This window comes from Lacticaseibacillus huelsenbergensis, assembly GCF_029726355.1.
GTDB lineage: Bacteria > Bacillota > Bacilli > Lactobacillales > Lactobacillaceae > Lacticaseibacillus > Lacticaseibacillus casei.
In genome coordinates this window covers 953931-975368 of record NZ_CP120687.1, presented here as the reverse complement: position 1 = coordinate 975368, position 21438 = coordinate 953931, and the positions used below count along the sequence as shown (strand labels likewise).

General features: G+C 49.1%; 16 protein-coding genes and 1 other annotated feature. Of the genes, 12 read left to right on the top strand and 4 right to left on the bottom strand.

All coding sequences use genetic code 11. The features are described from left to right. Positions 1-38 precede the first annotated feature (38 nt). Positions 39-1130 carry a zinc-binding dehydrogenase gene (locus tag LHUE1_RS04330; RefSeq protein WP_049172836.1) on the bottom strand — a complete coding sequence of 364 codons (1092 nt, stop codon included), beginning with the start codon at positions 1128-1130 and terminating at the stop codon, positions 39-41. Between the two features lie 221 nt (positions 1131-1351). On the opposite strand from LHUE1_RS04330, the gene LHUE1_RS04325 reads away from it, so the two are divergent. The 4 genes from LHUE1_RS04325 to LHUE1_RS04310 all read left to right on the top strand — a co-directional run bounded on the left by LHUE1_RS04325 (position 1352) and on the right by LHUE1_RS04310 (position 7150). Further along, the gene (locus tag LHUE1_RS04325) at positions 1352-2113 is read left to right on the top strand and encodes a DeoR/GlpR family DNA-binding transcription regulator (RefSeq protein WP_087913057.1); all 762 of its coding nucleotides are present in this window, start codon (positions 1352-1354) and stop codon (positions 2111-2113) included. A 127-nt stretch (positions 2114-2240) separates the two neighbouring features. Then, entirely contained in the window at positions 2241-4628 is a 2388-nt protein-coding gene (locus LHUE1_RS04320) for a phosphoketolase family protein (protein ID WP_049172630.1), read from the top strand. Positions 4629-4803: 175 nt separating this feature from the next. Further along, positions 4804-5044 (top strand) — a binding site (T-box leader). An 84-nt stretch (positions 5045-5128) separates the two neighbouring features. After that, the gene (locus LHUE1_RS04315) at positions 5129-5956 is read left to right on the top strand and encodes a transporter substrate-binding domain-containing protein (RefSeq protein ID WP_049169322.1); all 828 of its coding nucleotides are present in this window, start codon (positions 5129-5131) and stop codon (positions 5954-5956) included. Between the two features lie 48 nt (positions 5957-6004). After that, complete coding sequence (locus LHUE1_RS04310) at positions 6005-7150, top strand: trans-sulfuration enzyme family protein (RefSeq protein ID WP_217774467.1); 1146 nt, start codon at positions 6005-6007, stop codon at positions 7148-7150. Positions 7151-7674: 524 nt separating this feature from the next. Here LHUE1_RS04310 and LHUE1_RS04305 read toward each other — a convergent pair. Next, positions 7675-7935: a hypothetical protein gene (locus LHUE1_RS04305; protein WP_049169326.1), complete on the bottom strand. Its 261-nt coding sequence runs from the start codon at positions 7933-7935 to the stop codon at positions 7675-7677. Between the two features lie 48 nt (positions 7936-7983). After that, positions 7984-12567 carry a S8 family serine peptidase gene (locus LHUE1_RS04300; RefSeq protein ID WP_049169329.1) on the bottom strand — a complete coding sequence of 1528 codons (4584 nt, stop codon included), beginning with the start codon at positions 12565-12567 and terminating at the stop codon, positions 7984-7986. Between the two features lie 758 nt (positions 12568-13325). On the opposite strand from LHUE1_RS04300, the gene ulaG reads away from it, so the two are divergent. The 7 genes from ulaG (at position 13326) to LHUE1_RS04265 (ending at position 19289) form a co-directional block, all read left to right on the top strand. Further along, complete coding sequence (gene ulaG, locus LHUE1_RS04295) at positions 13326-14396, top strand: L-ascorbate 6-phosphate lactonase (protein ID WP_049169330.1); 1071 nt, start codon at positions 13326-13328, stop codon at positions 14394-14396. A gap of 23 nt (positions 14397-14419) precedes the next feature. Then, entirely contained in the window at positions 14420-14878 is a 459-nt protein-coding gene (locus LHUE1_RS04290; protein ID WP_049169331.1) for a PTS sugar transporter subunit IIA, read from the top strand. A 19-nt stretch (positions 14879-14897) separates the two neighbouring features. After that, the gene (locus LHUE1_RS04285) at positions 14898-16415 is read left to right on the top strand and encodes a PTS ascorbate transporter subunit IIC (RefSeq protein WP_049169332.1); all 1518 of its coding nucleotides are present in this window, start codon (positions 14898-14900) and stop codon (positions 16413-16415) included. Positions 16416-16444: 29 nt separating this feature from the next. Beyond that, entirely contained in the window at positions 16445-16738 is a 294-nt protein-coding gene (locus tag LHUE1_RS04280; protein ID WP_047106941.1) for a PTS sugar transporter subunit IIB, read from the top strand. A gap of 76 nt (positions 16739-16814) precedes the next feature. Beyond that, on the top strand, positions 16815-17456 hold the full coding sequence (locus tag LHUE1_RS04275; protein ID WP_049169333.1) for a 3-keto-L-gulonate-6-phosphate decarboxylase UlaD: 642 nt from the start codon (positions 16815-16817) through the stop codon (positions 17454-17456). A gap of 29 nt (positions 17457-17485) precedes the next feature. Further along, on the top strand, positions 17486-18262 hold the full coding sequence (locus LHUE1_RS04270) for a DeoR/GlpR family DNA-binding transcription regulator (protein WP_049169334.1): 777 nt from the start codon (positions 17486-17488) through the stop codon (positions 18260-18262). A gap of 139 nt (positions 18263-18401) precedes the next feature. Next, entirely contained in the window at positions 18402-19289 is an 888-nt protein-coding gene (locus tag LHUE1_RS04265; RefSeq protein ID WP_049169335.1) for an L-ribulose-5-phosphate 3-epimerase, read from the top strand. A gap of 188 nt (positions 19290-19477) precedes the next feature. Here the strand turns inward: LHUE1_RS04265 and LHUE1_RS04260 are convergent, their stop codons facing one another. Beyond that, a complete protein-coding gene (locus tag LHUE1_RS04260; protein WP_049169336.1) occupies positions 19478-20299 on the bottom strand; it encodes a Cof-type HAD-IIB family hydrolase in 822 nt (273 codons plus the stop codon). A 119-nt stretch (positions 20300-20418) separates the two neighbouring features. Between LHUE1_RS04260 and LHUE1_RS04255 the strand changes: the two genes are divergently transcribed. Next, on the top strand, positions 20419-21147 hold the full coding sequence (locus LHUE1_RS04255) for an L-ribulose-5-phosphate 4-epimerase (RefSeq protein WP_049169337.1): 729 nt from the start codon (positions 20419-20421) through the stop codon (positions 21145-21147). Positions 21148-21438 lie beyond the last annotated feature (291 nt).

Here is a 21438-nt window from a genome sequence, read left to right as displayed (position 1 = left end):
TCATAGAATCATCACCGTTCATAGTTGAGATATAGCAGTTACCATTCAAATTTCAGAACGGCTTTGTACCAAGCCTTACTTGCAACAATTGCCTCAAATGCTTTATTTAAATCGGACGCGCTTCTGATAATCGTTTCTTTTTTAGGCAAGAGTTTACGAAGCGTGTCTTGATATGCTTGACTTTGACTCATGGCTTTAACGACTTCTTCAAAGTCAGGTGTTGTCGAACGGCTAGTTCCATAGAACGTCAAACCCTTTTCCAAAATATCTCGGGTATCAATTGGAACCAGATCTTCGCTAACGCCCATTAAGACAAATTTACCTGTTCGTTTGATGACTTTAATGCCTTCATTAATGGCACTTGAGCTAAAGTTTCCGCCCGTTGCTTCGAAGATCACATCAAATTGTTCACCAGCATGGTCGAAATCATACTCTGTAACCAATTCTTTGTTAGCAAAGTCAAATTCATTTAGTCGGTCAGGAACTGCACCGAACACAGTCAGGTGTTCTTTATCAATGCCGCGAATGTAATGCAAAACGGCCGCTGCCATGTAGCCAACAGGTCCATCACCAAATAACGCGACACGGCAGTCTGGCTTTGCTAATGCATCCGCAACATGACTAGTTGCGTGATACCCCACGGTGCTGACCTCAGTTAAAATTGCAATTTCATCTGGAATGTTGTCTGGGAGAGGGACAACCGCACGATCCGGCTGCACTAAGTCACTTTGCGCAATTCCGTCATAACCACTACTTAAAAAGACTGAGTCGACACTGTAATTGTCAGGGATTGTATCTTTCTTTTTTTCCCCTCGTAACATATAACCAGGAACATTTGGGACAATTACAACTCGCTGCCCTTTTTGGAATTTGTCGCTCATTGTTTCTTTAATTGTCCCAATGCCCTCGTGCAACAAAGCCATAGGTAGCTTTTTAGCCAATGCCTCTGGGCGTCTTTTACCAGCAAAGTAGCGATCATCCGCATGGCAAACGCTTGCCATTAGTGGCTGAATATTGACAAATCCAGGCTTTAGTTCGTGTTTTAACATAACCTCTTCAATATCTCCAGGCTTCAATAACCTGTAGGACTTCGACGTAATTTCCTTGCTTCTAACTGCATTGTTTAACATGATATAAGCCTCCATCTTTTTGCAACCGTTTTCAAGAAGGACTATAGCACGAGGTTTTTAACTTTGCAATATTTTGCTACTTGAATATTTGCCATAATTTGCAAATTAATGGCGCGATGCCTTGATTTATCAAGTATCGAACGAGGTTTAGGAATGTTAATATTGCCTTATACTTTGGGGCGTGCTTAGACAAGTTAAATCAACATTTGGAGGCGATCTTGGTGAATTATATTGAACGGCAGCAAAGTATTTTAAAACAATTGAACAGTAACGGAAGCGTGCGTATCTCTGAGTTAGCGAAAGACTTATCTGTTTCGCGCGAAACGCTTAGGAAAGACATCGCCGAGCTAGGGAACCAAGGGAAACTACAAGTGATCCGTGGTGGGGCTGTTCTGAATAAACCCGTAAATGAAACGATTTATGACCAGAGGCGCAAAGAGAACTTCCAAGAAAAGCTCTCAATCGCCCGGAATGCTGTCAAACTCATTTCTGAGGGTGATTCTGTATTCTTAGGCAATGGCACAACTGCTGCACTGGTGGCTCAGGAAATCAAGGAACATGAGTTTAAGAATGTCGTTGTTATCACGACATCAATTAATGTTCTGCTGGAACTACGATATGCAGAGTCGGTTCAGCTGGTCTTGCTCGGCGGAGGGCTTCGTCGTATTGAAGGTTCACTGTCTGGCCCCTTGACGCTTGCCAATATCGACAGTGTCTTCTGCGACATTGGCTTTTTTGGTTCTGGTGGTGTAAGCATCAGTCGTGGCGTGACAAATCATTATTTTTCTGAAATTGAGGTGGACAAAAAGATGATGCAGCATTGCCATAAAAAGGTGTTGCTGGCAGATCATTCGAAGTTCACTAAGATGAATCCCTTTAGAACAGCTTCGATAAGTGATTACGACGTCATTTTGTCTGACAAAGGTCTCAACACTGAGACTATCTCGGCAATGGAAAAACACGGTGTAAAGGTCATTGTTTAAGAATGTTAATGGCGGTGTCCTTATCGTCATTCTTAAAAATAATTTTGAAAGGGGTTTCAAAATTTTGCTTGTGTGGTATTATTGCTATGCAAACAAACGCAAAGTTTAGCAAAGGAGATTGCCAATTATGGACCAAACAATTGAAAAAACCACCGACTATTCGTCGAAAGACTATCTGGCTGAAGTCGATAAGTATTGGCGGGCGGCTAACTACCTGTCGGTCGGTCAGCTTTACTTGAAAGACAACCCGCTGTTGAAGCGGCCATTGAAGGCGTCAGATGTTAAAGTGCATCCGATTGGTCACTGGGGAACGATTTCGGGTCAAAACTTTATTTACGCCCATTTGAATCGGGTCATTAACAAGTACAATCTGAACATGTTTTACATTGAAGGCCCGGGTCATGGCGGCCAGGTGATGGTCTCTAACTCCTATTTGGATGGCAGTTATTCGGAACTGTATCCAAAGATTGAACAGAACGCGCAGGGCTTACAACGGCTGTTCAAACAGTTTTCATTCCCTGGCGGCGTTGCGTCACATGCCGATCCCAAGACACCGGGCTCCATTCACGAAGGCGGCGAGCTGGGTTACTCCATTCTTCATGGAGCCGGTGCGGTGCTGGACAACCCTGGTTTGATTGCGGCGGTTGTCGTGGGTGATGGCGAGTCGGAAACCGGTCCGTTGGCAACTTCTTGGCAAGTCAATAAGTTTCTCAATCCAGTAACCGATGGAACGGTGCTGCCGATCTTGAACCTGAATGGTTTCAAGATTGCCAACCCAACCGTTTTGTCGCGTGAATCCCATGAAGAGTTGGAAGATTACTTCAAAGGCTTGGGTTGGGATCCGCATTTTGTCGAAGGCAAAGATCCGGCCAAGATGCATGTGCTTATGGCAGCCGAAATGGACAAGATCATCGAAGAGATCCAGGCGATTCGGAAGAACGCTAAGGACAACGATGATGAAAGTCGTCCGGCATGGCCAATGTTAGTCTTCCGCGCTCCTAAAGGCTGGACCGGTCCGAAAGAATGGGACGGCGAACCCATTGAAGGCTCCTTCCGTGCCCATCAGATTCCAATTCCGGTGGACCAAGGCGATATGCAACATGCCGATCAACTCGTTGACTGGTTGAAGTCCTACCATCCAGAAGAATTGTTTAATGACGATGGCACCCTTAAAGCTGACATTAAGGCGATCATTCCTAAGGGTGACAAACGTATGGCGATGAATCCGGTGACGAATGGTGGTCAGCTGGCCAAGCATCTGGAGAAGCCAAACCCATCTGATTACGCCTTGGATAACAAGGATCATGGCGCCATCGAAGGTCAAGACATGATGGTGCTCGGTGCCTACATTCGTGACCTGATCAAGCTCAATGATAAGAACAAGAATTTCCGCGGCTTTGGACCGGATGAAACCTTGTCCAATCGGTTGAATAAAGTCTTTGAAGCCACGAAACGGCAATGGATGGAACCGACCGACCCGCCATATGATGCCCTGTTGGCGTCACATGGCCGAATCATTGATTCAATGCTTTCCGAACACATGGACGAAGGTATGTTAGAGGCTTATACCCTGACCGGCCGTTATGGCTTCTTTGCCAGCTACGAATCCTTCCTGCGCGTGGTTGATTCCATGCTCACCCAGCACTTCAAGTGGTTACGCAATGCCCATGAAGAAGCCGACTGGCGTGCTGATGTGCCATCTTTGAACGTCATCGCTTCTTCCACGGCGTTCCAGCAGGATCACAACGGTTATTCCCATCAGGATCCTGGCGTCATCAGCCACTTGGCAGAAAAGAAGACCAAGTACATCCGCGCTTATCTGCCAGCCGATGCCAACACATTGGTGCGGGTCTTCGACAAGGCCGTTGATTCCAAACAACTGATTAACCTGATCGTTTCCAGCAAGCATCCGCGTCCGCAGTGGTTTACGGATACTGAAGCCAAGGATCTGGTTGAAAAAGGCCTCGGCATCATCGATTGGGCCAGCACCGACCAAGGCGCTGAGCCGGATCTGGTTATTGCGGCTGCCGGTTCGGAACCAACGCTGGAAAGCTTGGCCGCCATCTCCATCCTGCACAAGGCCTTGCCAGACCTCAAGATTCGCTTCATCAATGTCGTTGATCTGCTTAAGCTGAAGAAAGACGATCCGCGTGGCTTGTCCGATGATGAATTCGATATGTACTTCACCAAAGACAAACCGGTCATCTTCGCTTATCACGGCTATGACGACCTGATCAAAGACATCTTCTTCGATCGTCATAACCACAACCTGCATGTTCACGGCTATCGTGAAGAAGGCGACATCACGACCCCATTTGATATGCGGGTACGGAACGACCTAGATCGCTTCCACTTAGTCAAGGAAGCTGTCCTGGATGTGCCGGACTTCACGGAAAAAGGCGCTCATCTGATGCAGGAAATGGATGATCTCCTGCAGAAGCACCACGACTTCATTCGTGAAGCCGGGACCGATCTGCCGGAAGTCGAAGAATGGAAATGGGAACCGTTGAAGTAAGTTTCCTCCTCCTTGGGAAATAGGTAAATATTCTAAAACGCGTCCTCTTGTGTGAGAAAACGCGTTTTTTAGAAAAAACTTTTGTGCGGATTCTTCAACCCCGAATTGTCAACATTTACCCGTTGCGACATTCTACTTGACAAACCCAAATTTGCGCGTAAGCTGACAATTAAATTAATATTTCATGACAAGATGAGTAATCGTCTAACCGAAACGCAGAGAATTGTCAGTTGGTGGAAGACAATGTGAAGTTGGCGATGAATATGGTCTTGGTATTGTGGGTGTGATTGCGGTCGAACGTTGGTAAGACGGCAACGGAAACTTTCGTTAACAAGTAAGGATATTGATTTTGATGTATCCGGAGTGAGACATTTTGTCTAATCAAGGTGGTAACGCGGCTTATGGTCGTCCTTGTCGAGTGATCGGCAAGGATAACATAGGCCGCGTTTTTGTTTGGTTGATGATGGTGTTGTCGCAATACGCTATAGGAGGAGATTTTCATGAAACGGACGCAGCGGGTGGTTCATCTTTTCATTATTTTGGCGGGCTTGTTTTTGGTTTTGGTCGGCTGCCAGAAGACCAGCAGTCAGCAAGCTTCCAGTAGCACGAGTAACGTTAAGCAGGAGCTTTTGGATCATAAGACGTTAACGGTGGGGCTTGAAGGGACTTATGCGCCGTTTTCGTATCGAAAGAATGGCGAGCTTGCGGGTTTTGAAGTCGATCTTAGCCGCGATATTGCCAAGAAACTTGGGGTTAAAGTGAAGTTTGTGCCGACTAAATGGGATTCGCTGATTGCTGGTTTGGGGGCGAACAAGTTTGATGTTGTGTTGAACAACATCACCAAGACACCGGAACGGGAGAAGGTTTATGATTTTTCAACGCCGTATATTTATTCGCGTTATGCGTTGATTACGCCCACGGCAAAAGCCGGCACGATTACAAAGTTGGCGGATATTAAGGGAAAGACGGTTGTGGAAGGAACCGGCACGAGTAATGAAGTCTTGGCCAAGAAGTTGGGTGCCGCTAAGATCCTTCCGTCAGGTGACTTTGCGACAACACTGGGCCTTTTGCGTCAGAATCGGGCGGACGCGACGATCAACTCCACTGCCGCATGGTATTCGTTTGTTAAGAGCAATAGCACTAAAGGGTTGAAGTTTAGAGCAGTCCCCGATTCTCAACAGAAGCCAGATGAAGTGTCGGCTTTGTTGACGAAGAAAACGCCTAAGCTTCGTAAAGCGGTTAATCAGGCGATTCACGATTTACGCGCGGATGGCACGCTTAAGAAACTTTCCGAGAAATATTTTGGCGGGGACGTTACGACTAAGTAGTCGCCGTTCTTGAAATTGATATCGTTTTTTGTAGTCAGGAGGATCTCGATGACAGATTTTAATACCAAGCTTGTCCATGGCATACCCGTTGGCGATAACCAAACCGGAGCAGTTGTGCCGCCGATTTATCAAAGTACCACCTTTGCTTATCCGCAGGCAGACGCTAAGGTGCGCTGGGATTATACCCGAAGCGGCAATCCGACCCGTGAATATCTGGAAAAGGAAATTGCTTATTTAGAAGATGGCGATGCCGGGTTTGCGTTTTCAAGTGGGTTAGCGGCGATCTCAACCGTGTTTTCGATTTTTGACCGCGATGATCATATTATCATTGGCGATTCGGTTTACGGCGGGACTTATCGTCTGTTGAACGATTATTTTACCAAGCATGGCTTGTCGTTTACGACGGTGGATACGCGTGATCTGGATGCGATTAAAGGGGCCATTCAGCCGAATACCCGCGCGATTTATTTTGAAACGCTGTCGAATCCGCTGCTAAAGGTGACGAGCGTTAAAAAAGTCAGCGCGTTGGCTAAGGAGCATGGCCTTTTGACGATTGTGGATAATACCTTTTTAACGCCTTATCTGCAGCAGCCGCTGAACCTGGGTGCGGACATCGTGATTCACAGTGCCACTAAATATTTAGGTGGGCATAGCGACGTTTTGGCAGGCTTGGTGGTGACCAGAACACCGGCGTTGAGCCAACAAGTCGGCTATTTGCAGAACGCATTGGGACCAACATTGGCGCCTGAAGCGGCTAACTTGGTCCGGCGCGGGATCGAAACCCTTAGTTTGCGCATGGATCGGGAACAGCAAAATGCGCTGGCAATTGCCGAACACCTGGAGGCATCGCCGCTGGTTTCAAGCGTTCATTATCCTGGCTTGAAACAGGATCCGAATTATCAGATAGCACAGGAAGAACTCAACGGAGCAGGGGGCGTTTTGTCGTTTGAATTGGCCGATAACGTTGATGCCGATCGCTTTGTGAATCAGCTGAAATTATTTACACTGGCAGTTTCGCTAGGATCGGTTGCCAGTTTGGCAGAATTGCCTTGGACAATGACTCACGCCGAGTTGCCGGTTTCTGCACGCAAGGCAAGTGGGCTTTCGCCGCAACTTATTCGACTGGCGATTGGCGTGGAGAGCGTGCGGGATCTTATTGAGGATCTTGATCAGGCGCTGGCACAGATGGGGTGAGGCGTGTTAGCTGATGGCAGGTGTAACGTTAGTGAAAAATCTTGATACAGTATAATTGCAAAGTAATCATCTTCATGTAAAAATGAGTAAGTCAAAGTTCGATGTTCCGTCACCAGGCCGTGATTGACTGCAAGCATCACGGCCTTTTTAAATGCGTTTGAACTTCTGCGAGGGTATAGAGCTTGCGCCAAAAGCGTTGGCTATGGTAAGGTTAATTTGATCAAAAAAATCAACATGATAGCACAGTAGCCGCTTCCCGGGCTAGGGGTAGCGGCTATTTTTTTCGCCTAGTCATCGAGACCTACCTGGCTAGGCGTGTGGGTTGATGGCAACCATGAGATTACCGCTGATCAGTTAAACGGTACAGTGGGGCGGAGCAACAACTAAAAATGCTGAACTGAAGCATCGAAAAACAGGTATCGTACCGGCAGTGAAATGCCGGTAACAATACCTGCTTCTTTATATACATAGTCGTTATACCCAGGATTGTCAGACTGAGAATCTGCCATCAACTAGGTTCATACCTAGTGCTTCCCATGCAAAACCTCAAGCCGATACCCATGCTGCTTAAGAGCCTCCGCATAGTTGTCAGGCAGTTTCTGATCAAACCGAAAGCGGATGAGCGGCTTGAATTCACCTTGGTCTGTGCGGATGCCGAAGATATGGTCGGCACCTGGTTCGCTAGGCACGCGTTCAACCACGGTTTGTTGCACTTCGCCGCGTTGACGTGCTTGAATCAAGGCGGTTAAGAGCCGATCAAGATTCGTAATGGTCACTGGCTGCATGTGCTCATCTCCCTTGATCATCAACTATTGTTCCAAGTTGACTTTAGTCTAGACGCGTTTCTTCCGGGATGCAAAGCCCATGAAACTAAAGATGCTGACGATGGCGAGTCCGAATACAGCTAACGGGCTCTGGGCTTCACCGGCTTGTGGCATGGTTTTGCCGGTTGCAGCTTGTTTGGTGGCGTTGGCTGTCGTGCCATTCTTGGCAGCAGGCGTCTTGGTTTGGTCCTTAAGCTTGTTGTCAAGCGTCACTAACTTTGGACCCTGCTGACCGTTGTTGCCGTTACCGCCGTTGGAGCCTGTGCCGGTTGTTGGCGTCGTCGGTGTGCCGTTGCCGGTAGCCGGGTTTTGGCCGCTGCCGTTACCGCCTTGAGTGCCACCGTTGTTGCCTTGATTGCCAGCATTGCCACCCTGATTGCCACCGATGCCTTGCTGGTTCGAGTTGCCGTTACCCGAGTTATTACCGTTGTTGTCATTATCACCAGGCGTTGGTGTTGGCGTTTTAACCTTAACGACATGGAAGACCTTGGTGACTTTATTGCCAACCATATCGACGGCTGTCACTGTGAAGTAGTTATCGCCGTCTTTGAGGGTGTAAGTCTGGTTGAAGTCAGCGGCACCATACGGGTTAGAGGTTGTCGATAGCGGATCAAGATGGTTGTTGAAGCCAGCCAGATTCTTTTGGTGGACAACGTTATCGCCATTGGTGTAAAGCCGGTAGCCGTTGATGTTGTCGTTGACCGTGCCGGAAACCGTGAACGTGTCACTGGTTGTGGTGATGTCGTAATTGCCTTGATCATCGACTTTCAACGTGTCGGCTTGTGGTAGGTCGAGTGTCGGGAAGATGGTGTCGAGGTAGATCTGCAGCTCGCCGTAAGCAGTTTTGGTTGATTTCGAGCCATCCGTGGCTGGTTCGGTCAGCCGGTAGCCAACTGATTGCTGTTCGGCGGCTTTGAATGGCACGGTGAAGCTGAACTTGCCATCTGCGCCGATTGTGACGGTTTTGGCCGGTTCGGTGGCATCCGTGACGGTCAACGTTTTACCAGCCGGGTTGTCAACGTGGCCGGTAATGGTTAGCTGGCCGGTTTGCGCGTTGTAGATATCGGCGACTTGGTCAGCGCCAACCAGTGTGAAGGAGTTGTCGTTGAATTTATCAAACTTCAGACCGGCAGTTGGCTGGGCATGCGTCGTGATTTGGGAAAAGGCGCGGCCCCCTAGTACTGGCGCACCACTGGTCTTGGTCGCGTTGGCCGCAGCCTTGGCATTGTCTTGCAACGGAACGACGACGTGCACGTTCTTCTGGCTGAAGTGACCGTAGCCGGCAGTGCCGTTAGCATCCAAAAAGACAATCATTTCATCACCGTCTGCACGACCGGCTTCTTCATAGGTTCCGAAGTCTGCGGTCGGTGAAAGGACGGTGCCGATAAAGTCTCCATATGGCGCGGATTCGGTCAAGTTGAAGGTGACAGTCCCGGTTTTGGTGTCGACCGTGCCTGGGAAGACTTTGCCGGTTTGTGCATCCGTGGCATAGACGATCCAGTCTACGCCCGCCGGTACCTGAGCGTAAGCGGTAAAGCTGGTTTGGTCGGAAACCGCTTGAACGAAGCCTTCAGAACGCCAGAAGTTGTGCGGGCCATCGCCGACTTTCCATGTGAACTGTGGTGCGACGTCACTTGTTGGCGTTGTGGTATCGGTTTGATGCGTGCCGGCGGTTGCTTGCAGGGTGGCGCTGGTTTTATTACCGGCGACATCGGTTAACGTCAGGGTCAGGCTGCCGTCACTATTTTCCAGTGCGGCTTTTTGGGCGGCGGTTAGTTCAAAGTTTAAGGTGCCGTCGTTATTTTGGCCGTTGTTGTTTAAGTTGACGCCGTATGCTTTGTTGCCGATTTTCAGTGCCAGATCGCTGAACTTGGTGAAACCGGCGCCTTGATCATCGTAATGGACGGTGACGCGGCCGTCTTGATAGCTTAGGCCGGTTAACGTCGGCGCAACGGTGTCGACAGTGACCGGTAAGTCATAATCCTGATTCTGTTGGGCGCCTGTGTTGTATTGCTCGGTCACCAGCCGGTACGTGTACTTGCCATCGGGTGCGGTGACGTATTTGCCGGTTGCCTGATCGTAAACCTTGCCATCCCAAGTGAAGGCGTTTGGATCGAGGCGCATGTCGGTACTTAAGCCGAGATCGGAGTTGAAGCTGTTGCCATTTTGCAAGTAGGACTTGGAGGTGTTGTTTTCCTTGTCCAGGACCCGAACAACATGGCCTTGAGCGTCGAGGATCTGGATGGTGACTGACTTTAGGTTTTGTTTAGAGAAGACGTATGGGAAAACCGTGTCGCTGGCGCCGTCGCCGTTGGGTGAGAATGAAACTTTCTTGTTGTCGACGTACGTGGGTACCAGCGTCCATGTGTACTTGCCAGTCGTGTCGGTGTTGACCAGATTGCTGAGCGATGCGGCATCGGTAACCCCAAGTGGATTGTTGTTGTTATCCACCAGATAGCCGCCATTGAAAATGGATTCGCCGCTGTTTGCCGGGGCGTCGATGACCTGCTCATCGGTGAGATCACCATAGTAGCCGAGATATGGAACGCTGATCGTTTGCGCGGCATCGGTTGCTTTAAAGGTGAGATAGCCTTCTACCAGTTGATTGGCCGCAACCGAATCATCGAGGGAGAGCTTGAAGGTGACTTGCTTGGTTTCGCCAGCCGCTAAAGTGAAGTTGGCGGTATCGGTGTTGACGGTTGCTCCGACAAGGATTTCGTCATGGACGGTGTTGCCGTTACTTGCATCGCGAACCTGGGTGAGCGGGCCACCATTGGTATCAACCGTGTAGTTTTGTGCGGTTTTGCCGTGGTTCGTCAGGGTCACAGTGAATGTCGTAGTTTTGCCGACTTTACCGAGTGAAACCGAACCGGCGTCGTTGGTGCCTTCAGCGCTGACCGTCAAATCGCCGGCTTTGGCGACATCGATTTGGCCAGCTCCTTGGCGCCGCGGGGAAATGTAGGTGTCCGGATAATTGACATCTTTCATCGGTTCCGCCGCGTTCATGAGGGCTAACTTGACGGCCTTGACGAGATCGGCCCCGGTTAAGTCAGGTTGGGTTGCTTTGATTTTTTGCATAACGAGCAACGCCGCACCAGCATTGAACGGGCCGGCCATGGACGTGCCGGATTCGACGGCATATGTTTGCGTGTTAGTGGTGGGGTCGATCGCGGTAGACGTGACGTTATCGCCAGGCGCGGAAATGTCTGGCTTTAAGGTGTAATCGGCCATCGGACCCCAAGATGAAAAGCCGTCCATCTGGGAATCCGCGCCAGTTGCGCTGGTTTCTGCTGCGACCGTCATGGCTGACGCAGCGGCACCGGGATCGCCAATCGTCGAGTCGTTTTTAGGCGCATAGGCGGTGGAGATATCGTTCGGCGTTTTGGAACCGATGATACTGCCGGCGATGGCGTTGTTACCAGCGGAAATCGAGACGAAAACGCCGTGCTCCGTGGCATACTGAACCGCTGCCTGCTCTTCATCGGTTAAATCCTGCTCGGTAACACCGATGCCCAAGGACATTTGAATGGCGTTCGCTCCGAGTGCCACCGCATCACGAATCGCCCGGGAAATATCGTTGGCATTTTCATCAGGGAATTCGTCGATGACCTGCATAGCGAGAATTTGGGCTTCTGGCGCGACGCCTTTGACGTAAGTAGACGCCTTTTCCTTGCCGGTTGCGCCGTCTGCGGTGGTGCCGTTGGCGGCGATGATCCCGGCAACGTGTTCGCCGTGGGTCGAGCCGGCAACCGTGGTCCCAGTGTTCACACTGTCGTTGTTAACATAATCGTAGGCAAATGGAATTTTGCTGTTGACGTAGGTGCCATAGCCTAGTTTGGCGATGGCTGCTTCGGCTTTTTCTTTGGTCAGCGTAGCGGTGCTGTCGTCACTGAGACGCAAATCGGCATGCGGTTGCACCCCGGAGTCAATGACGGCCACGACCATGCCCTGGCCTTGGTAGCCTTCATCCCATAGCCCTTTGACGTTGCCTTTGGTCAGGGTATCTTGGTTAGCTGGCCCGGGATCGGTTGTGGCGGCAGAACTGGCTTGATTCTGATTGTCAGCTGTAGTCGTGCTGGTTGCGGTTGCCGCGGCGCTTGCTTGGCTAGTGGTCGTTGTTGCTGTACTTGTTGCCGTTTGGCTGGCCGTGCTGCTGGTGTTTGTTTGCGTGGTTGCGCCAGACGCCGGTGCGGTTGTTTTCGCTGTCGCAGATGAGGCTTGCTGGGACGTAGTTTGCGGCTGACTAGCGCTGCTCTGCGTGTTTTGGGCAGGTGTTGCCTGTGTCTGAGCTGCGCTACTTTTGGCATTGTTTGCCGTTGTAGTTTGAGTCGCGTTGCTAGAAGCAGCGCTGGCTGTTGCCTGGCTGGTCGTCGTTTGCGCGGCAGGTTGGGCCTGCGTACTAGTTGACTGAGCCGTTTGACTCGTCTTTTCTGTCGGCGTTGTCGTTGTATCGGCGGCAACGGACTGGGTGGCGGTGCCGCCCAAGACAATCAAACTCGTACCAAAAGTAATGATCGCAGCAGTCATCCATTTGGAGCCTGCTTTATACATCTTGTAATGTCGCTTCATTTCGGTCGTCGAATTTTTATTCATGTACGCCCGTCCCCCTTAGATTTTGTATTAAGAAAAATGAGACTTAAAAGAAATGTCCAAAATACCCAATTTTTTCACATTTTAAAAACAATTTCTTCTCATTTATTCTTAATAGCAAAAAGCTTATTCCCTGAGGTGGCTTCTGTCAAGACATGGACGGGGTTTCAGCGGTGAAATCTGGCTCGATAATTTTGATTTCATTTTATAGTAGATTATTTAGCTTATATTGATAACGATTAATAGGAAAATTGTCTTGCTTATACGAAGACAAAAAGTTCGAGTTTGCCGTGTCGCAATTGCATTTCTCGGGCTTTTTGGCGTGCAAAAAAAGATGTCGCGGCATTTTGTTAAGCATTCCTAAATCATGAATAAGAAACAAGACAGGTATTGCAATCTGACAGTTAACGTGCAACTTTAAATGTAATTGTAGATTTTTGCCTTAATCGGTTTTATATTCCCTTAACGTGTTTTCGTCTGATTGTGATAAATAATACAGACAGACTGATACGACTTCCTAAGCAAGAAACCAGCAGGCCATTGATATTGATTTGGTTATGCCGCAATAACCTTTATGCACTGAATTGCCGAAAATTATGATTCCATTCATAAAGTTTCACTGCTTAAATTCGAAAAAGTGCATATAAAGTTCATAAAGCGTCATATAATCCTAGAAACGTTCATATAGCGGTATTGTAAGCGCAACCACAAGACTTTACCATGAGAAACAGGGTCAGGGAAAGAAGCTAAGGAGGAACATCATGGTAAAGAAGACAATCAATAACGTCACCCGCGAAAAATGGATTCTGAGCACGTTTCCGGAATGGGGGACTTGGTTAAATGAGGAAATTGCGGCGAAACATGTGAAATCGGGCACATTTTCGATGTGGTGGCTGGGTTGCACGGGAATTTGGTTGAAAACTGCTGAAGACACGAATATTTTGGTTGACCTGTGGTGCGGCACAGGTAAGCAGACGCATGGCAGCGGCATGATGCGCAAAGGCCATCAGATGATGCGAATGAGTGGTGTGCAGCAGATGCAGCCAAATCTGCGTAATCAGCCGTTTGTGATTGATCCTTTTGCGATGAAGGATGTGGATGCCCTGTTTGTGAGCCATATTCATAGTGACCATTTGGACATCAATACTGCCGCGGCAGTGAATGCCAATTGCCCGAATGCTAAGTTTTATGGTCCGGAGAAGGTCTGCGAAATCTGGCAGGGATGGGGTGTCCCAACCGAAAAAACCGTCGTTGTCCGGCCTGGCGATGTTGTGACGATTGGCAAGACGAAGGTCAAAGTGTTGGAGGGTTTTGACCGGACAGCATTAATCACTGAGGATGATCCGAATGTGAAGTTGGCAGGCAAAATGCCGCAAGATATGAATCAAATTGCCGTTAACTATTTGTTTGAAACAACCGGCGGCAATCTCTATCATGCGGCAGACTCGCATTACTCAAACCTATTTGCCAAACATGGCAATGAAAATCACGTTGATGTTGCCTTGGGTGCTTATGGGGAGAACCCGCGCGGCATTACCGATAAAGTGACCTCGATTGATATTTTACGGATGGCAGAATCGTTGAAAACCAAGGTCGTGATTCCGGTTCACTATGACATCTGGACGAATTTCATGGCCGATCCAAAGGAAATTGAGGCCCTGTGGCAGATGCGGAAGGACCGTCTGCAGTATCAATTCAAGCCATTTATCTGGCAGGTTGGCGGCGAATTTACGTTCCCGGACGACAAGGATCGGATGGAATTCATGTATGACCGGGGCTTCCATGATACGTTCTCGGTGCCAAACGATACGCCGTTTCCAGCATTTTTATAAATCGTGTGAGGTGGGGTTTTAGCATGTTACTGAAAGACTTTTGGGAAAAGGATTTAGTTGATATTCGCCCGGAACCGGCAACCGATTGGCGAGATGCATTGCGTCAGGCAGCAAACAAGTTGATTGAACATCAGTATATTTTGCCGGGATATGTAAATGAGATCATCGGAAATGTTGAGAAGAATGGACCTTACATTGTGATTGTACCTGGTGTGGCGATGCCGCATGCCATGGCGGAAAGTACCAATGTGTTGGGGACGGCGATTGGGTTTGCCAAGTTCCCGGAACCTGTCATCTTTGACCCGGACGATCCGGAGAAGCAAGCACAGCTGTTCTTTACATTAGCGGCAAAAGAACCGAACCAACATTTACAAAACATCGGTGATCTTTCTGACATGTTGATGACAGAAGGACTGATTGATCGACTATTGGCCGTCGAAAGCGTTGATGACTTCAAGGTGATCGTTGACGCAGAAAGTTGAAGGGGAAAGGTATCAATTCATGCAGCCATTTTTAGATTTTCTAGTCAGTGTATGGGACTACTTTGCGGCAAATATTCTAACGCAGCCGGCCTACATGATTGGGTTCATTGTCTTACTTGGGTACATTTTGGAACGCAAGCCGTTGTATGAATCAATCGCCGGTTTTCTCAAAGCGGTGATCGGTTACATGATCCTGATGGTCGGATCAGGCGGCTTGGTCAATAGTTTTCGCCCGATCCTGACAGGCTTAAAAGATCGATTTAACTTAACTGCGACTGTCATTGATCCGTATTTTGGGCAAAATGCGGTGACGGAAGGCTTGGAAAAAACGTTTGGGCGAACCTTTGGCGATGTCATGCTGCTGTTGCTGTTTGCCTTTGTCTTCAATATTTTACTGGTCCGCTTCCAAAAATGGACAAAATTGCGGGCGGTTTTCACTACCGGTAACGTTCAGGTACAACAAGCTGCCACAGCCTTTTGGATTCTGCTCTTCTGTTTTCCGCAGATGGGACGGATTGAAGTGTTAGTGGTCATGGGCGTTGTGCTGGGACTTTACTGGGCTGTCGGGTCTAATATGACAGTGCGGTATACCCAGGATTTGACCGATGGCGGCGGCTTTGCGGTTGCCCATCAACAAATGTTCGGTATTGCATTCGTATCTTGGTTGGCCGATAAGTTCAAAGCACATGAAGTCAAGGCGCAGAAAAAAGCTCGGCGCTTAGAAGACATTGAATTGCCAGGCTTTCTCAAGATTTTTAATGAAAATATGGTAGCGACCGGAATTCTGATGCTGTTCTTCTTTGGGATCATCATGTTGATTCTCGGACGCCCATACTTCAATGGCGTCTTTGCCGCGACAAAAGGTGCTTCGGGATTGGCACCGAATGGCAGTTTTCTGTTTTACATTATGACGACATCGCTAGGCTTTGCCGTCAACCTGACAATTTTGCAGCTCGGGGTGAGGACATTCGTTGGTGAACTGACGGAAAGTTTCACCGGTATTTCCGACCGGTTATTGCCTGGTTCGGTTCCGGGGATCGACGTTGCGGCTACGTTTGCGTTTGGTGAGCCCAATGCGGTGACCATCGGCTTTCTGTTTGGTGCACTGGGGCAGTTTTTGGCAATCGGGGCATTGCTGCTGTTCCATTCACCCACGATTATCATTGCCGGCTTTATCCCGCTTTTCTTTGATAATGCCGCATTCGGGGTTTTTGCCAACCGGCGTTCCGGCGCCAAGGCGGCTATGATTCTGCCATTCTTGAGCGGTTTGATTCAGGTCTTTGGCGCAGCACTGATTGCCACGTGGATCGGATTGTCGAAGTTTGGCGGTTATCTGGGGATGTTCGACTGGGACACGGTATGGCCATTCTTCACCGTCTTAATGAAGTTCCTTGGCATTGTCGGTATCGTTGCCGTTGTGATCATTCTAATTTTGATCCCGCAACTTGAATACCGGCATGATCCGAAGAATTACTTTTTGATGGTAACTGACTATGAACAGTACAAAGAGAATATGACGAAGAAAAAAGCATCGTGAGGCGTTCACAGAACATAGGAGGAGATTTGATGAATATTTTAGTATCGTGTGCCAATGGGTCAGGAACTAGTTTGATGATGATGCGCAGCGTTCAAAAAGCCTTCAAACGGCTGAATATTCCTATTTCTAAAATCGAACATACTAACTTGGCAGAAGGTAAAAGTACTGCCAAACAATATGACATGGTGTTTACCACCACCAATTTTGTCGACATGTTTAAAGATGCCAAGGACAAAGGCGTGCAGGTGATCGGCGTTAAAAACGTGATGAGTGATAAAGAAGTCGAGCAACGGGTACGGGAAGAGACTGACCTTGTGGAGTAATGGTTGTGAATTTTGAGTGTATGGTGGCGGGTTTGCCACCAAGAATTTTCGGTTGGGCGTACAGGAGGAAAACATTTTGACGAAACCAAACTTACAGGTGGCGCTAGACAATAATACGTTAGCCAGTGCCTTGGCGGATGTTCGGGAAGTCGGCCCGCTGGTTGATATTGTGGAAGCAGGCACGATTCTGATCTTGCAGGAAGGGACGATTGCAGTGAAGGCATTGCGCGCCTTGTTTCCGGAAAAAGTCGTGATTGCCGACACCAAGTGTGCCGACGCAGGATCCACGGTTGCCAAGAATATGGCGGATGCCGGTGCGGACTGGATGACATGCATCTGCTCCGCGACCATTCCGACCATTCAAGCGGCGCAACAAGAAGTGGCTGACATTCAAATCGAACTCTATGGTCAGTGGACCAAGGAAGATGCCCAATTATGGCTGGACATTGGCGTCACCCAGGCGATCTATCACCAGAGCCGGGATGCCTTGCTTTCCGGTGGGTCATGGGGTGCCGCGGATCTTGCCAAAGTGCAAATGCTGGTCGATATGGGCTTTCGGGTTTCGGTGACCGGCGGCTTGAGTGTTGACACGTTAAAACTGTTTTCCGGCGTGAATGTTTATACGTTTATTGCCGGGCGGGCGATTACCCAGGCACCGGATCCCGCCAAGGCCGCAGCTGATTTTCAAGCGGAGATTGTCCGAATCTGGGGTAAATAAGCAACGTAAGGTTTGGTTATGGGGTGACAATGGTGAAAAATTCAATGGCGAATGTGCAAGCGCGCCGGGAGAAAGTTCTGGTTGTTGTGGATCAAGCCGAATCGGTGGCGGTTGAAGAATTGGCCCGCCAGTTTGATGTGTCGATCACAACGCTGCGCCGGGACCTAAAAGCGCTGTCGGATATGGGTCAGGTCAAGTGGCATCATGGGCTCGTTGAAAAAGCCAAACTGCCCACAACCGCCAATCACACCTCGCGTTCGGGCATCGAATTGCTAAAGGACACGATTGCAGAGACGGTACCAGGCTATATTGTCAAAAATAGCACCTTGTTTGTTAACTCAAGTTCGCTATGCTGGCGAGCGATTAATCAGTTGGCGACAATGCCGCTGACGATTATCACAAACAATATCCGGGCGACAGAATGTGTCCGTCACCCTGAAACATCAATTATCCTGACTGGTGGCGAAATCCGCTATCCCAAGGAATCACTGGTCGGCACCGTGGCTATTCAAATTCTTGAAACCATGCAATCGGATTTTACTTTAATCGGTTGTGATGGCATTAGTGAAGGCGGCGGGGTCACGACGCAAAATATTTTTGAAGCGCAGGTGAACACCACCATGATTGCCCGTACCAAGCAAAAGGTGATTTGCGTGGCGGATTACCGCAAAGTAGGCGTTACCAGCAACTATCATGTGGCCGACTTAACGGCAGTGGATGTGCTCATTACCGATAATTTTGCCAACGAGAAAACGGTTCGTGAACTGCGGCGTCACGGGATTGATGTGGTTCAAGTGGTCAATTAACGCGATTGATGTGGAAATACGCGCTGGCGAAGGCCTGTCGCCTGGCCGATCCAGCCTGAAAAACTGGTTGAATGGGCAACGGACTCAGGAGGTCTCGCCAGTTTTTTGTTGCCAAAAATCGCGTCAAGGAGGGAAATTTTTGAACTCATTGGGAATTTATGAAAAGGCACTGCCTAAGACCGATTCTTGGTTGACACGATTGCAACTGGTGCGGGACTTGGGGTTTAACTTTTTAGAATTGTCGATTGATGAAAGCGATGAGCGGTTGGCGCGTCTAGATTGGACCAAGGACGAGCGGGCGGCTGTTCGCGATGCGTGTTGGCAGACCGGCGTGCGGATTCATACGCTGATGTTAAGCGGTCATCGCCGGTATCCGTTGGGCTCGGCCGATCCGGCAGTGCAACAGAAAAGTTGTGACATGTTGGGTAAAGCGATTGATTTGGCCAGCGATCTGGGCATCCGCAACGTGCAGCTGGCCGGCTATGATGTTTACTACGAACCCAAAACGATCATGTCCCGCGAATGTTTTATTGAAAATCTGCAACGCGGCGTGGCGTACGCAGCGACTAGGGAAGTCACCCTTGCGATTGAGACGATGGACGATCCGTTTTTGAATTCGTTAACGAAGATCCGGGCACTTAAGGATCAAATTCGTAGTCCGTGGTTACAGGCCTATCCCGATGTCGGCAATCTGTCAGCATGGCCGGAAAACGATGTTGGCCGCGAACTGGAGCTGGGCATTGCCAACATTGCTTCCGTTCATCTGAAAGATACTCAGGCCGTCACGGCAGATCATCCCGGCCAATTTCGCGATGTGCTGTTTGGGGATGGGGTTGTCGACTTCGCTGGCTGCCTGCGCACCCTCAAGCGCCTTCATTATGGCGGCGCGTTCACGATCGAAATGTGGACTGAAAAAGCTGCCGATCCGATTAAAGAAGTGAAACAAGCCAAAGCGTTTTTTGATAAGCTATTCGCTCAAGTTGGCTTGACGCAGGAACCTGTGAGCGAGGCAAATGTGCGGTCTTAAAAAGGGGCTTACTTCGCTTTCCATAACGCGCTCACCGGCGCAGGAGCCTGCGTGTAAGGACCTTGGTCGCAATGGCAAAGGGCGCCATCACGCCCAAGGCCACTTACACTCCGGCTCCTAAGCGCGCCGGTTCACGCTCACATAAAAAGCAGCCGACCCAAGCTGCCGGCTGCCAACTCAATCTATTCTTATAACCGAATCGCGGTTGGACTGATCTGGAAGTAATCGACTAAGTAACTGGCGACCCCATCGTCATCGTTGGACGGTACGGTAATGTCCGCAATCTTTTTGATGGACGGAATGGCGTTGCCCATAGCGACACCGATGCCGGCGTATTCGATCATGTCCTTGTCGTTTTCTTCATCGCCAAAAGCGGCAAGTTGCTCACGTGGAATGCGGTAGAAGTTGAGCGCTGCCTTTAAGCCATTCATCTTGTTGACGTTTTCCGGCATGATTTCCAACAATGTCCGACGTGAACGGGCGACGTTGAGGTTTTTGAGCGATTTTGCAGCAGTTGCGGCGGCATCGACCATGTCAGGCTCACCGGCGATCACAACCTTGAAAATCGGCAACTTAGCCGGAACCTTATCAAAGGTCGTGTCTGTAAACGGCATCAGCTTAGGAATCAGCGTCTGATAACTCGATTTACCAAACTCGGTCAGTGAATAAACTTTATCTTCACCGACAATGTCCAGCTTGAAGCCATTTTCCTTAACCAGATCATACACCGGTTTGACTTGTTCCTTGGTCAAAGCCGTTTCTTTAATCACGGTATGTTCGCGAACCAGCCGAACCAAGCCGCCATTGAAGCAGACGCAGACATCGTCATTTTTGGTGACATGCAGTTCCTCCAAGAATGGCTTCAGCGTGGCAAACGGCCGGCCTGAACAAAGAATAATGCGGATACCTTTGCGATTCAGGTAACGAAGCACGTCGCGATTCGTGACGCTGAGTTCCTTCTTACTATTAAGTAATGTGTTATCCATATCAAGTGCGATGGCTTTAAGCATAATTAACTCCCTTTCCAACTTTACGTGGTTAATGCTTATTATATCAGAGTTTCCCAATGTAAAAACGTTTTCAGAACGAACCGAGCCAAAATGAATTCATGACAAAGGAGGCAATCATCATGCTCGAACAATTAAAACAAGACGTTTATGAAGCCAATATGCAGCTGCCAAAATTGAATCTCGTCACCTTCACGTGGGGCAATGTTTCTGGCATTGATCGGGAACGCGGCTTATTCGTGATCAAACCGTCTGGCGTTGCTTATGAAGACTTGAAGCCGGCAGACATGGTCGTCGTTAACTTAGATGGCGAGGTAGTAGAAGGCGCGCTGAATCCATCAAGTGACACGCCCACCCACACGGTTTTATACAATGCTTTTCCGGATATTGGCGGCATCGTGCACACCCATTCGCCGTGGGCAGTGGCTTTTGCCTCGGCGCATATGGACGTGCCTAATCTCAATACGACGGCGGCGGATACTTTTTATGGAAATATCCCGGTTTCCGAAGCCTTGAGCCAACAAGAAATCGAGGACGCCTACGAAGAGAATACTGGCAAAGTGATTGTGAAGACATTCCACGATCGCGGACTCGATTACAAGGCAGTACCGGCAGTGTTGGTAAGCCAGCACGGCCCATTCAGTTGGGGTGCGACGCCGGCCAAAGCAGTTTATAACGCAAAAGTCTTGGAAGTAGTCGCGGAAATTGATTACCACGCGCTGACACTGACGCACCACGACGCCCACTTGCCGCAATACTTATTGGACAAGCACTATTATCGCAAGCACGGCGCCAATGCTTACTATGGACAGGATGGCGCGAAATCGCAGGAGCATGCGGCGAAAGCATAGGTGGGTTAGTTAGTTTTATAAAAGTTAAAAGGAGAACCGGTCAAGATGGGGAATCACCCACTTTGGCCGGTTCTTTTGGCTGACTCGGTAAATCATGCGGGCAAAAGGCCGGGGCCTTACCGCCAATGATGAACCTAGTATCGGCAACTGTTCGATTGATTCTAAATGTTATTTTATAGGACTTATTTCGGGATTTTGCACGAATGGAACAGCTGACTTGTGAAACCCATAGACACACCTATTTTTAAAGCCCCAAAACAAAGACAATTCCACCAACCTGTTATATGCCGG